10 protein-coding genes are annotated in these 12,673 nt (G+C 46.1%); 1 reads left to right on the top strand and 9 read right to left on the bottom strand.

Features of this window, described 5'->3' with window-relative positions; translation table 11 throughout:
* Positions 1 to 150: 150 nt before the first annotated feature.
* Positions 151 to 810 carry a PEP-CTERM sorting domain-containing protein gene (locus P5683_RS18505; RefSeq protein WP_315640839.1) on the top strand — a complete coding sequence of 220 codons (660 nt, stop codon included), beginning with the start codon at positions 151 to 153 and terminating at the stop codon, positions 808 to 810.
* Positions 811 to 849: 39 nt separating this feature from the next.
* Here P5683_RS18505 and metH read toward each other — a convergent pair whose 3' ends face one another.
* The 9 genes from metH to P5683_RS18460 form a co-directional block, all read right to left on the bottom strand.
* Entirely contained in the window at positions 850 to 4,395 is a 3,546-nt protein-coding gene (metH, locus tag P5683_RS18500; protein ID WP_046319152.1) for a methionine synthase, read from the bottom strand.
* A 98-nt stretch (positions 4,396 to 4,493) separates the two neighbouring features.
* The gene (locus tag P5683_RS18495) at positions 4,494 to 5,435 is read right to left on the bottom strand and encodes a methyltransferase domain-containing protein (RefSeq protein ID WP_006623640.1); all 942 of its coding nucleotides are present in this window, start codon (positions 5,433 to 5,435) and stop codon (positions 4,494 to 4,496) included.
* Positions 5,436 to 5,675: 240 nt separating this feature from the next.
* On the bottom strand, positions 5,676 to 6,785 hold the full coding sequence (gene proB, locus P5683_RS18490) for a glutamate 5-kinase (RefSeq protein ID WP_006623642.1): 1,110 nt from the start codon (positions 6,783 to 6,785) through the stop codon (positions 5,676 to 5,678).
* 38 nt (positions 6,786 to 6,823) lie between these two features.
* Positions 6,824 to 7,339, bottom strand: coding sequence for a YqeG family HAD IIIA-type phosphatase (locus P5683_RS18485; RefSeq protein WP_006623643.1), 516 nt, complete (start codon positions 7,337 to 7,339; stop codon positions 6,824 to 6,826).
* A 60-nt stretch (positions 7,340 to 7,399) separates the two neighbouring features.
* Positions 7,400 to 8,470, bottom strand: a complete 1,071-nt coding sequence (mltG, locus tag P5683_RS18480) for an endolytic transglycosylase MltG (protein ID WP_006623644.1) — start codon at positions 8,468 to 8,470, stop codon at positions 7,400 to 7,402.
* A gap of 54 nt (positions 8,471 to 8,524) precedes the next feature.
* Positions 8,525 to 9,100: a DUF3727 domain-containing protein gene (locus P5683_RS18475; protein WP_006668591.1), complete on the bottom strand. Its 576-nt coding sequence runs from the start codon at positions 9,098 to 9,100 to the stop codon at positions 8,525 to 8,527.
* Between the two features lie 121 nt (positions 9,101 to 9,221).
* Positions 9,222 to 9,668 carry a Holliday junction resolvase RuvX gene (ruvX, locus tag P5683_RS18470; protein WP_006623646.1) on the bottom strand — a complete coding sequence of 149 codons (447 nt, stop codon included), beginning with the start codon at positions 9,666 to 9,668 and terminating at the stop codon, positions 9,222 to 9,224.
* Between the two features lie 8 nt (positions 9,669 to 9,676).
* Positions 9,677 to 10,894 (bottom strand): GNAT family N-acetyltransferase, encoded by a 1,218-nt coding sequence (locus tag P5683_RS18465; protein WP_006623647.1) that lies wholly within the window; start codon positions 10,892 to 10,894, stop codon positions 9,677 to 9,679.
* 46 nt (positions 10,895 to 10,940) lie between these two features.
* Positions 10,941 to 12,161, bottom strand: coding sequence for a F420-0:Gamma-glutamyl ligase (locus P5683_RS18460; protein WP_187757829.1), 1,221 nt, complete (start codon positions 12,159 to 12,161; stop codon positions 10,941 to 10,943).
* Positions 12,162 to 12,673: the final 512 nt, after the last annotated feature.

Genomic DNA, 12,673 nt, shown 5'->3' with positions numbered 1-12,673 from the left:
GTCCTCTCCGCGATAAATCACGGAGCTTCCAACCCTCCCAGGAGTTTTACGTGATAATTGTTGGAGCGACTCTAGGGGGAAGATTCAGAGTCGGGAGGGGATGTTGTTGCCATTATTTTGAGCATATATCCAAACCTAACCCAAAAGACTATGAAAAATTTATGTAATCAAATCGCTCTATCTGCTGGTGTGACTATGGTTAGTGCGATCGCATTAGCCACCCCTAGTCATGCTGCTACCTTCCACGCCTGGGATGTTTTGGCGAATCGTGGAACCCCCAATCATCGGTCTGTCTTCTATGACCTAGAGTTTTTTGATCACAATGGTAACTTACTGGGGACAGGAGAACTTATTCACGCCGGAAAACCCTTTGAGGGAATTATAGATATGTGTGTGACTCCTTGGTGCAGGATTCCGCCTTTGGATATCAAGAAGGAAGATAACTTTTTTCTAGTACAGAGTTTTTCCTCGCCCATCCCCGGGTTAGGTGGGGCTCATTTTTTTCGACCCTTTGATGAGCAGTTACTAGCTGGTTTCCTTCCTTGTACCTCTGCCGGATGTATTGCCAGCACCGGAGGAATTGGATTTACTTATAATTCCTGGGTTTTCAATGTCCGGATGGGGTTTAACTCACGAATGACTGCTAATGAGTGGAGTGTCAGTGGTTCTAGCATTCCACAGGTTCCAAATGGTTCGGGAACTTGGACCGCAACTCGTCGGGCTACCGTACCCGAACCCACATCAATTTTAGGATTCCTAGGATTAGGTGTACTCGGCACAGTTTCTTTACTAAAGCGCCATGGTTCTTAAAAATACTTGGGTGGGAAATTCCCCACCCGACTTAGATTGTTAGGCGCTAAAATACTTAGCCGCTGGGTGGTAAGTGATAATCGCAGTAGTAGACTGTTCCGGGTAAAGCTGTTCACTTTCATCCATATATAAACCAATCACCTCTGCTTTCAACAGATCTAACTGTTTATATTGGTCTTGCATATTCGGACAAGCCGGATAGCCGAAACTGTAACGGGAACCTCGATAACGCTGCTTGAGGATATCGCGAATATTATCAGCATCCTCCCCACCAAAACCTAACTCGCGGCGAATGCGCGCGTGTAACCATTCTGCCATAGCTTCAGCCGTTTGTACTGCCATACCATGAAAATACAAATAATTGGTATAATCATCAGCAGCAAATAGCTTCTGGGCGTAATCTGTCGCGATTTGTCCGACGGTAACCGCGTGCATCGGAAAAACGTCCATTTGACCGCTATCTTTAGGGGCGAAAAAGTCAGCAATACAGAGGCGACGACCAGACCGCTGGCGGGGAAATTCAAAACTGGTAATTGGTTCGGAAATTTCTCCTGCCTTAATTTTTTCGGGGTCATAAATTAACAGCGTGTTCCCTTCCGACTGACAGGGGAAATAACCATACACGGCGCGGGGGTGGAGTAGGTTTTCGCTAATAATTCGCTGTTTCCACTCTGCCAAAATTGGATAAACTTTAGCTTCTAAAAACTGGTTATATTCTGACCTGGGCTGTCCTTGGGGTTTACGGAACTGCCATTGTCCGGCGGTTAGGGCTTGTAAATCCAAATACCAGAATAATTCATCAAAGGGCATATCCGCAGGTTCCAGAACTTTTACGCCCCAGAATGGCGGGGTAGGACGGTCTATATCTACGGCTACGGCTTCGGAACGTCGGGTATCTACTACTTTGGGGGTGTCAGGTTCTGGCTGGTCTGGTTGTGCTGACTGTTGATTATCACCATTAGCCGTGATGGTTTCATCTTCGACAAATTCATCTAAAAAGCCTTTGAAATCTTCCCATTTTCCGGATTTCTTGGCTGGCATCAATTTATCCATAAAGGTGAGATCGGAAAAGGCATCTTTCCCATAAATGACCCGCCCTTTATAGGTGTTTTGACAGTCTTCATAGACAAATTTGGAGGTTAAAGCCGCACCGCCTAAAATCACGGGAACGGTAATTCCTTCTTGGTTGAATACCTCTAAGTTATCTTTCATAAAGGCGGTGGATTTTACCAGTAAACCACTCATGGCGATGCAGTCGGCGTTATGTTCTCGGTAGGCGGCAATGATATTATCAACGGGTTGTTTAATGCCTAAGTTAACGACTTTATAACCGTTGTTAGAAAGGATGATATCAACTAGGTTTTTGCCGATGTCGTGAACATCTCCTTTAACTGTGGCAATTACAAAGGTTCCTTTGGCGTTATTTCCAGATTCGGATTTTTCCATAAACGGCTCTAGGTAAGCAACCGCCGCCTTCATGGTTTGGGCGGACTGGAGAACAAAGGGTAATTGCATTTGACCAGACCCAAATAGTTCCCCGACAACTTTCATCCCGTCTAATAGGAAAATGTTAATAATATCTAGGGGTGGATACTTTTTGAGGGCTTCGGCGAGAGCATCTTCTAAGCCTATGCGTTCCCCATCAATGATATGCTGTTTGAGGCGTTCCTCAATTGGTAGATTAGCATCACCACTGCGATCGCGTTTAGTAGTTTTACCTTCAAATAGGGTGGTTAATTTAGTTAAGGGGTCGTAGGTACAAACATCCCCATCAAACTGTCTTTGGTCATAAATCAAGTGGCGACAGACTTCTTGATGTTCGGGTTCAATTTTAGCCAGAGGTAGGATTTTATTAGCAGTCACAATAGCCGAATCTAAACCTACGGCCATGGTTTCGTGCAAAAACACTGAATTTAACACCTGTCGCGCCGCCGGGTTCAAACCAAAGGAAATATTAGATATTCCTAATAAAATATGGCAGCCGGGGAGTTCTTGGCGCATTTGGTTAATGGCTTCAATAGTGGCTTTCCCATTTTCGCGGTCTTCTTCAATTCCGGTAGAAATAGGTAAAGCTAGGGGGTCAAAAAAGATTTCGGTGGCGGCGATACCAAAGGCGATCGCATCATTATAAGCCCTTTTAGCGATCGCAAACTTTTTGGCGGCTGTCCGCGCCATTCCCTCCTCGTCAATGGTTCCCACCACCACACCAGCGCCGTATTTTTTCGCCAATTCCAACACCTTATAAAACCGAGGTTCCCCGTCTTCGTAGTTAGTAGAATTAAGTAAACATTTCCCCCCAGCGACCTTTAAGCCCGCCTCCATTTTTTCCCATTCCGTAGAATCCAACATCAGAGGTAAATTAACATTAGTCACCAGTCGAGATACCAACTCGTGCATATCTCGGACTCCGTTGCGACCCACATAATCCACGTTCACATCAAGAATTTGCGCCCCTTCTTTCACCTGTGCTTTAGCGAGGGCGACCAAACCATCCCAGTCCTCGGCATTGAGTAAATCCCGGCATTTTTTAGACCCGCTGGCGTTGAGTCTTTCACCTACAATTAAAAACGAGTTTTCCTGTTCATAACTCACGGTACTGTAGATAGAAGCCGCCGAGGGTGTAATCTGAGGATGGCGAGGTTTTGGGGTCAAGGTTTGGGCAATTTCCGCCAAGGCTTTAATATGGTCAGGACGGGTTCCACAACAGCCGCCAATCACCTGTACTCCCAAATCTTCTATAAAGTGCATTAAAGCCATTTTTAACTCTAGGGGGGTGAGTTTATAATGAGCTTGACCGCCGACATTTTCCGGTAAACCAGCGTTAGGAATACAGGAGACCACAAAGGGGGAATGTTCTGATAAATAGGCGATGTGTTCCTTCATTAAATCGGGACCGGTGGCGCAGTTTAGTCCCAAAATATCGATTTTATAGGGTTCGAGAATAGTTAGGGCGGCGTTAATTTCGGAACCGACTAACATAGTTCCAAAAGCCTCCATAGTTACGGATACCATAATTGGTCGCCGTTCCCCTTTCATTTTAAATACTTCTTCGATACCATTAAGGGCGGCTTTAATTTGCAGGACATCCTGACAGGTTTCGACAATAAACAGGTCTACCCCACCATCAAATAAGCCTTCTGCTTGTTGACAAAAAGCACGTTCTAGGGTATCAAAATCAATATGTCCGAGGGTGGGGAGTTTAGTTCCCGGTCCCATGGAACCTGCCACAAAGCGAGGTTTTTCGGGGCTGGAAAATTCAGCAGTGACGCTTTTAGCAAGTGTGGCGGCGGTTTTATTCAGTTGATAGGCTTGGTCGGCGAGGTCATATTCTGCTAAGACGATAGAAGTCCCCCCAAAGGTATCGGTTTCAATAACATCAGCGCCAGCTTGCAAAAATTGGCGGTGGACGGTAGCGACGGCTTCGGGTTTGGTATGGACGAGGTATTCGTTACAGCCTTCGTATTCTTTCCCCCCAAAGTCTTCGGCGGTGAGGTTTTGGACTTGTAGGTTAGTTCCCATTGCGCCATCAAAGATGATTACTGGACGTTGGGGACTGTGAAGGCGTTGTAAAAATAGGCTTTCCATAGGGGATTTAAAGATAGATTTTCTTTTAGATCGATTGGATATTATGGTTAAGATGCGATCGCAGCTATCCACTATTTTTACACAGTTTTCGCCCAGATTCACCCCCAATTATTTATCGAGTGATTTTGAGGGGGGTTGGCTAGGGTGTACACTTCGGCTTCAGATGCGATCGCATTTCTTAGGTAGGTAGGGATCTGAAATAATCCTAACAGAGTGTTTCCGTCTAACATCCTTAACCCTCCCTTCGTCTGGGTAGCTAATAACTGATTAACTGATTCCGGGTCAGGTCGGGAGGAAATCGGCTGTTTAGATGCTAACACAAACCCCCAAGGTTCTCCAAAACTGGGAACATCACTGCTATAGCTTTGGATATGGGGAAATACTTGATTGATGGTATGGGCGACTTTTGTATGAAACCTCAATCCAGCTAACGCGGTTGAGCCAGCTTGTACTACTAGGAAACCATCGGGTTTCAGGACTCGCGCCATTTTGCTAAAATATTCTTGGGTAAACAGTTGAAAAGATGGTCCTGACTCTACCGGGTCGGACAGGTCAGAGATAATCACATCCCACTGTTGAGAACTGTTATCTAGGAAGTTAATCGCGTTGTCAATATTAACTGTGGTGCGGGGGTCATCAAAGGCGCGATCGCTCATTTCGGGTAAATAGTTTTTACAGGCTGCTACCACTTCTTGATCTAGGTCTACCATCACTACTTCTTTCACGGTATGCCAGCGCAACACTTCCCGCACAGTCGCACCTTCTCCACCTCCTAATATAAGAACTTTTTGGGGTTTCCCATGATAAATCAAGGCGGGTTGCACTAAGGGTTCATGATATAAAAATTCATCAACCATACATGATTGCAGTTTCCCGTCTAAAACCAAAACCCGACCATAAGATACGGTTTCTAAAATCTCCATTTTCTGATAGGCAGTCTGCTGAGAAAGTAGAACCCTGATGACACCGTGAGCATAAATATCCCAAGATGTTATATAATCACTAAGCCACAAGTCGGCTGCTATCCGACTACCCACCATGAGTTATCCTCCTTGTTTATGGGTCGAATCCCACAGTAATTATAAATCATCTGATTTGGGTTCTGTGGTTAAATGGTCCAATCATAGGAATAGATCAGCCTGGGTATTTTTTGTTATGAATAGTGATTGCTCAGATGGCGCTATGTATCCCCCCAGTCCCTAGGTGACGGTGAAACCCAGCCTATATGACCATAGATAAACGTCATCATCTATGGTGGCATTGACAGCTAAAAAACCCGGCTACAGGATGACTAAATTATCTCGATGTATGACAGTTTCCGCCCCATAATAACCGAGAATTTCGGGGATTTGTTCCGAGTGACAACCTTTAATTTTCTGCATTTCGGAACTACTATAGTTAACTAAACCCCTGGCAAATTCTTGGCTTTCATTATCACATAATTGCACAGAATCATTAGGGTTAAATTCTCCCTCCACCCTGATAATTCCTGCGGCTAGGAGAGACTTTCCCCCCTCTTTAATAGCTTTAATTGCGCCGGGGTCAAGGTAAAGTTTACCCATAGGAACCAAGACATTAGCGATCCAGTGGCGACGGGAATTTACGGGGCGAGATTGAGGTTCAAATTGAGTACCGATCGCATCTCCGCTGAGAATTTTTTTAAGATTAGTAGGATGTTTACCATCAGTAATGACAGTACGCACCCCGGAACTGGTAGCAATACGCGCCGCCTCAATTTTGGTAATCATCCCCCCAGTCCCCCAACTGCTGCGGGAGGAACCTACCTCGACTTGAAATTCTTGTAACTGTTGAATATTAGTAACTAAATGAATGGGTTTAGCATGAGGGTTACTGCGAGGGTCGGCGGAATAAAGGCTTTCGACATCAGTTAACATAAATAGCCAATCTGCTTCTACTAAACTAGCCACTAAAGCCGATAAAGTATCATTATCCCCAAACCGTAATTCATCGACAGCGACGGTATCATTTTCATTGACAATAGGAATGACACCTAATTTGAGCAGTTGTTGAAAGGTATTATAAGCGTTGACATAGCCGCTGCGTTGCACTAAATCTCCGCGAGTTAGCAAGACTTGGGCGATGGGTTGTTTGAGGGTAGTAAATAAATCATCATAAACCCTAATCAAGCGCCCCTGTCCGACGGCGGCGACGGCTTGTTTAAGGGCGATCGCCCTAGGTCTTTCGGTTAATCCTAGGCGATCGCGTCCTACTCCCATCGCACCAGAGGACACCAAAACCACGCGATTTCCGTTTCTGCGTAGATCGGTTAAAGTCTCTACCAGAGTCGCCAAGGTTGACAGCGCCAAGTTTCCAGTTTCCGACTGGGTTAAACTGGAAGTACCAATTTTGACAACAATAGTACAGGTCATAATTGTTGAGGGGAGAGGGGGGGGAGGTTTGGGAGTGGTTAACTTTTCAAAACAGCGCCAAAGAGTTTAGATATCCAAACTTCGATAGATCTAGTTGAGAAAGATATACCAGTTTGCATGGGGTCCACCATGGGTTCCACTAGAATTGTAAACATTCCCAAACGGTTTCCCGCCAGAACATCGGTAAATAGGCGATCGCCGACCATTGCAATTTGACCGGTGGGGATATCCATAGCATCGACCGCTTGACGAAGTTTCCGACGGGAGGGTTTAGCGGCGGCGTTAATGTATGGTAAACCCAGGGCGTTAGCAATACCACTAATGCGAGTATTGCTGATATTGTTGCTAACTAACCAGAGGGAAAATAGGGGTCTAACATTTTCTACCCACTCTCGCAACTCATCAGAGACTTCCTGGGTGGTGATAGGTACTAAAGTCTCATCGACATCTAACACCAGTCCTTTGAGATCATACTGATGAAGGATATCAGGTGTAAGCTGCATAATCGAGTCGCCCAGAACCAGATCCGGTTCTAAAAGTTTTCCCCAGGACATAGCTGATCGTAGAGTTGAACTCTACCATCCTACATTAAAACAGAGTAACTCATGACATTTTTATTGATTAGCGAGTTGTCGTTCAACTTCTGCGATCGCCGCCTTATGTTCCTCTCCGGTGCGGCTAAAGATATGAGTACCATCATACCGAGCCATAAAATAGAGGTAATCTGTTTCGGCTGGATTTAGGGTAGCCTTTAAACTAGCCACACCTGGGGAGGCGATCGCTGTTGGTGGGAGTCCCACATTCAGATAAGTATTGTAAGGTCCCGGAGTTTCCACCTGTCTAAAAGTTAGAGGTTGGTCAACAGTTTGGCGAATCCCCAGACCATATTCTACTGTAGGATCTGCAGCCAATGGCATTCCCATTCTGAGGCGATTATGAAACACCCCAGAAATCAAATTCCGTTCATCAGCCACCACCGCCTCTTTTTCCACAATACTAGCCAGTGCTACCCATTCATTGAGATCGAGATTGTGTCTGTCTCGGCTTTGTTGATAAATTGGTAGCGCCACCCTTTCAAATTGAGTTAGCATCTGGTTAATCACCGCTTTAGGGGTAATCAAATCACTAGCCAGAACATAGGTATCAGGATATAAAAATCCTTCCAGTATAGGTAATCCTTGCGGCAACCATGGATATTGATCGAATGGTATTTGTTGAGCTTGTGCGATAAACTCTTCCGCCGAAAAGAATCCTTTGGCTTGGAAATATTCAGCCATTTCCTGAATCGACCACCCCTCTGGAATGGTAAAGCTGGTTTGCATCACTTCCCCAGTCCAAATGCGATCGGCAATTGCACTGAGGGACTCCGTAGGAGATAGCTGGTAATTTCCCGCTTTAAATTCTCCATCTGGGTCTCGGAAAACCAACCACCTAGACCATAACCGCCAAGCTGTCGATGATCTAATCAAGCCAGCGCTTTCCAAATCGAGACCAATTTGTTGGCTAGATGTTCCTGGGGGAATTGAAATCAGGATAGCAGTTTCCGATTTAGCATTTTCTCCGATCGCATCTTCATCTACAGGGGGGGAACTAGCCCAACTCCACCAACTCCATCCTTGCCACCCAAAAAACACCCAAACTAATGGTACAACGGTGTAAAAAATACCTTTAGAAATCCGTCCCATAACCTATTCTATCAATTCCTGATAACTACTTTTGCTCAATTAGCAGTTCGGCTTTTAGCTAAAATCTCCAAAGAGTTTTTCCTCAATCATCGGTAGTAGTGGTTCAATTTTATCTAACTCTTCAGAAGATAGCAATTGGGGTTCACCTTTCTCATTCATACGAGCCATAATAAAAAATGGATCGAGGGGAGTATAAATGCCATATTCTTGTTCTTCATGATAAAAAGTGGTGAGCATTAACAGTTCCTCATAATCTTCTTCCCCCCCGCCCACAGAGCCATTCTCTTCCACATCATTATCAAAAATGTCCTCTGGTAGTTCCCCAGCCACAGTCAAGGTGACTGCTGTACGTTTGAGGGTAAGGTTTTGTTCTTCCAGAACTACTTTAGCCGTATCAAAAATACTATCTATGACCGCTTCTGACTCTACCGGAACCGCCACCTCTTCATCCTCATCATCAGACCAAGTGAGGATTTCCACCGGGGTATCGAGGGGAAGCAGCAAAATATATTCTTCCCCGTCTAGGCTAAAAGATGACTCAATTGTGCATTCAATCGATCGCCCTTGTTCATCAGTTAGGGTAGTGGCCTCTGGTTCGGGGATATTCTCGTCGGAAAATTGGGATGGCATGATTTTTGAAAGTAGTATGGTTGCTCAAAAAGAATAAGGCAATGCTAATTGTACCGATGGGTACAATTGATACAGATCCACTTGCACCAGAAAGAATACCATAACAGTGATATCTTAACCCCTAGGATTTGTTTCGGCGTTGATCGAGCCACTGTTGCAGAATCAAGGCGGCAGCTTTGCGATCGATTAGCGCCTTATTCTCAGACAAGGGGATTTTTTGCCCTTTTAACATCTGTTCAGCCTCCACAGATGTTAAGCGCTCATCCACATATTCCACGGGTAGAGCCAGGGATTTTTGCAGTCGTCGGGTATATTTTTGGATCTGACGGGCTTGGGTTCCTAACTCTCCATTGCTCAAATAGGGTAAACCGACGACCAAAATTTGCACCTGGCGCTGTTGGATGATGGCTTGAAACTGGGCCAAATCCGCCTCAAAGTGGGTGCGGACAATAGTAGTTAACCCGGTGGCGATTAATCCGGTACCATCACAGCCAGCCACTCCAATGCGACGGCGACCGATATCTAAGCCTAGGGCTGATATATAGCCTTTGGGGATGATGTCATTCATCGGCAGGTTTAATTGGGGTCTGGCGCACTACTCTCGGCGATAGTTTGGGGTGGAATTTTGGAGGAATCAGCAGTGCTGGTTTGATCATCATGGGTCTGATGATGCTCCATGGGTCCCAGCCATGACATTCCCCCAGGAACTGGCTTTCTCGATGGTTGCAAACTTTGGAGAACTTCCGACCATTGGAGAGGTTCGGCGATCGTTTTTGACTCACGCAATTTGTGCCAAACCGATCGCGACATTAGCAAAGTGTGTTCCACCGGCTCCGCTCCGACTTTTTGTAAATAGGCTTCGCGTTCCGGTTGATAATCCACCGAAGCCAGTCGCAGGGACTGAGGCGGAAAATCTTGGACTAATTGAGCCATTTGACATAAAAGTTCTGGGTATAACCAAGTATAGGCAGGATGAACGGTTAATTCAGCTTGATGGGGTTGGCCACCATCTCGACACAATTGGATTTGAAAATAACCGATCGCCGCCTTCCGTTGGGGTTCAAACACATAACCGCTCACCTGTTCGATGCCATCAAGCCATTGTCGCACTCCATCGACGATCGCTCTGATCACATTAGTTTGAAAATCGAGAATATGGCGATCGAACACCTGTCGGACTTGGGGAGGCATAGAAACCGTATCTAATTGATACAACAATTGAGCATCAGCATTGCTGACCGGAAGTAGATTAGGGACATCCGCCACAGATTGGGCTAAATCAGCCAGCAATTCAGGTTCTACAGACCAGTAAGTGATTTTAGCCAGAGGTTGGAACCCATTTTGTCGATATAGAGCCAAATCATCTTTATCGTTAACATTGACCTCCAAAACCCAAGTTCTAGCTTCCCAGATAGTTTCAAAGCAGTATCGCAACAGTTGGGAACCAATACTACTAGACGAAGTTCTGGGGTCTACGGACACTCGTTTAACCTGCCAGGTGCTACGGGTACGGTTAAACGGGGAAACTCTGATCACTCCTTGAACCTGTCCCCCCTGTTCCGCCACATAGGTATTAAATAGATGCTGACAGGGGTTAGGAAACCAACTCAGAAATCGGAGTAAGCCATACCAGAGTCGCAGTTGTTTGGTTTCCGGGTCAATGGTGCGGTCTTCGCGCCATGGCTCATCTACCGGCTGGGTAAGCTGAGACAAACGCTCAAAAGCCTCTAAATCGCGGTATTGAAAGGCGCGAATTGTCGCCTGAGTTTGATTGGGAGAAGGAAATAAATTCATGTGAATTGTGGGGTTTTGGGGTCTTGGTAGATCATTTTAGGCAGAGTTAAGGGCTTTGATCCGATTCGGGACGGATCAGAACTAATGGGGTGCGCTCATCAGCATTTCCGGCCGGATTGCTTCTAAGCGATCGCTCCACTAAAGCCGTAGATAAACCAGAAGTAGCTGCTAATATTTTAACCGCTTTCAAGTCGTTAACGTCTACAATGGCCGCTTCTAGTCCCGTCGCTTGGCGAATACGGTTAACTACCCCTTGAGGGTCTTCTGGACCAAGAACAATAAATTGATCGTAAGGTGGTAAGGTTCCGGTGACATCATCAATAAGGCGTGCTTGTTCCCCTGCTAATTCGTAAAACCCGCCTGGATGACCTAATACCTTGCCAATAGCGCCTCCGACAAAGGCTCCGAAAACCCGCACCGGACCGACTATATCGACCAGGGTTTGCAGTCCGCAGGCGGTGGCTAGGCTGGAGGTGGGCATAAAAAAGTAACAAATTCGCACCGCTACCCATCCGGGTTTGACTTCCGTTGGGTGGCGGAACCTACCTTGAATTAAGGCTAGGGGAGTTTCTCCCATTGTAACAATATCTCCCGGTTTAGCGTGTGGCATTACATAACGCTGCACTACTTCCACGGGATCATCTAGTTGCGCTAGGAGATGGGTGCGGATCGGGAATACTTGACCGCCGCCTTCTACGGGGCGAGGAGTGGGGGGGATTTGCGGATCTGGGTATTGCATGGGAATCACCAAATGGCGGACTTTGGGTATTCTGCCTTGGGGTCCATAGGTGACGTAGCGAATTTGTACCCAAGCTGACTGGAGTTCCTTGAGGTTTGGGCTTTGAATGTCGATAATTACTTGAAATCGGGTGAGTTGGCGCGCTTTGACGATATAGGCTAACCAGTAATCATCGGCTCTGGGGGTGGTGGCTTCATGGGCGGCAATGATGCGGGTGTTTACCCTGGTATTGGCTAAACTCCCATCAGATAGGAGTTTGACTTTGGCTGTCACCTCCGGCACCATTATTTCTAGGGTCTTGGTCCGGTTGCAGAGTTCAAATTCTCCTTTGAGGAGGAGTCTTTGGGGTTCTGTGGGTGTCTTTTCCCAATTGACGGCTCTTAGTTCTAGGTCATTACCCGGACGGTTACGATGCTGCCATTCTAAGGCAATTAAAATGATGGCGATCGCTACTACAATGGCGATCGCTAAGGATAAAATCAGATTTACAATAATCACACCAGCCCCCCAATTAAAGCTATCAAACATGAGATCGACATTATTCTAGGTTATACGAACAGCACTGGAGCATGAAAACCTTGTCTCAAGAGAGCAAGGATGAAAGGCGACACGGGTACTTTAGTGCCCGTCAGCCCAAGACCTGATCAACTCTCGAACAACATCGCTGTTTGACTTGACACGCTTACTAGATAAATGCTACACTGATTGACCATGGATAAAGGTAACCAACCACTTAAAAAACCTTGTTGCCTCAAGGCGTACACTGAACCTTGACCATTGAATCTATGCGGTTTGGCTGCATTGTTCTAGCTTCCTCCTGGCAGCAGGTAAAAGATTCACAGGAACTAGACAAATCAGTTTTTGAGGTATATTTGCTTCAATCTAAACAGGATTGGCAGAAATGCAACTACGGTAGGGCATACCGAAAGTAACGCTTGGGAAGAGTCCCACCTCTGGGCTAGACGACGATTAGGGGTCGAGAGTAAAGTCGCCTTCACCCCCTCCCATTCAGAACCGTACATGAGACTTTCACCTCATAC

This window comes from Limnospira sp. PMC 1279.21 (genome assembly GCF_032349615.1).
In the GTDB taxonomy this organism is placed as follows: domain Bacteria; phylum Cyanobacteriota; class Cyanobacteriia; order Cyanobacteriales; family Microcoleaceae; genus Limnospira; species Limnospira fusiformis.
The sequence above is the reverse complement of the archived record's forward strand: the minus strand, read 5'-3'. Positions and strand labels throughout refer to the sequence as shown.

Excerpts from the sequence above, each read along its gene's own strand:
- P5683_RS18505 (WP_315640839.1), top strand. The coding sequence starts at position 151 with ATGAAAAATTTATGTAATCAAATCGCTCTATCTGCTGGTGTGACTATG.
- metH (WP_046319152.1), bottom strand. The coding sequence starts at position 4,395 with ATGGAAAGCCTATTTTTACAACGCCTTCACAGTCCCCAACGTCCAGTA.
- P5683_RS18495 (WP_006623640.1), bottom strand. The coding sequence starts at position 5,435 with ATGGTGGGTAGTCGGATAGCAGCCGACTTGTGGCTTAGTGATTATATA.
- proB (WP_006623642.1), bottom strand. The coding sequence starts at position 6,785 with ATGACCTGTACTATTGTTGTCAAAATTGGTACTTCCAGTTTAACCCAG.
- P5683_RS18485 (WP_006623643.1), bottom strand. The coding sequence starts at position 7,339 with ATGTCCTGGGGAAAACTTTTAGAACCGGATCTGGTTCTGGGCGACTCG.
- mltG (WP_006623644.1), bottom strand. The coding sequence starts at position 8,470 with ATGGGACGGATTTCTAAAGGTATTTTTTACACCGTTGTACCATTAGTT.
- P5683_RS18475 (WP_006668591.1), bottom strand. The coding sequence starts at position 9,100 with ATGCCATCCCAATTTTCCGACGAGAATATCCCCGAACCAGAGGCCACT.
- ruvX (WP_006623646.1), bottom strand. The coding sequence starts at position 9,668 with ATGAATGACATCATCCCCAAAGGCTATATATCAGCCCTAGGCTTAGAT.
- P5683_RS18465 (WP_006623647.1), bottom strand. The coding sequence starts at position 10,894 with ATGAATTTATTTCCTTCTCCCAATCAAACTCAGGCGACAATTCGCGCC.
- P5683_RS18460 (WP_187757829.1), bottom strand. The coding sequence starts at position 12,161 with ATGTTTGATAGCTTTAATTGGGGGGCTGGTGTGATTATTGTAAATCTG.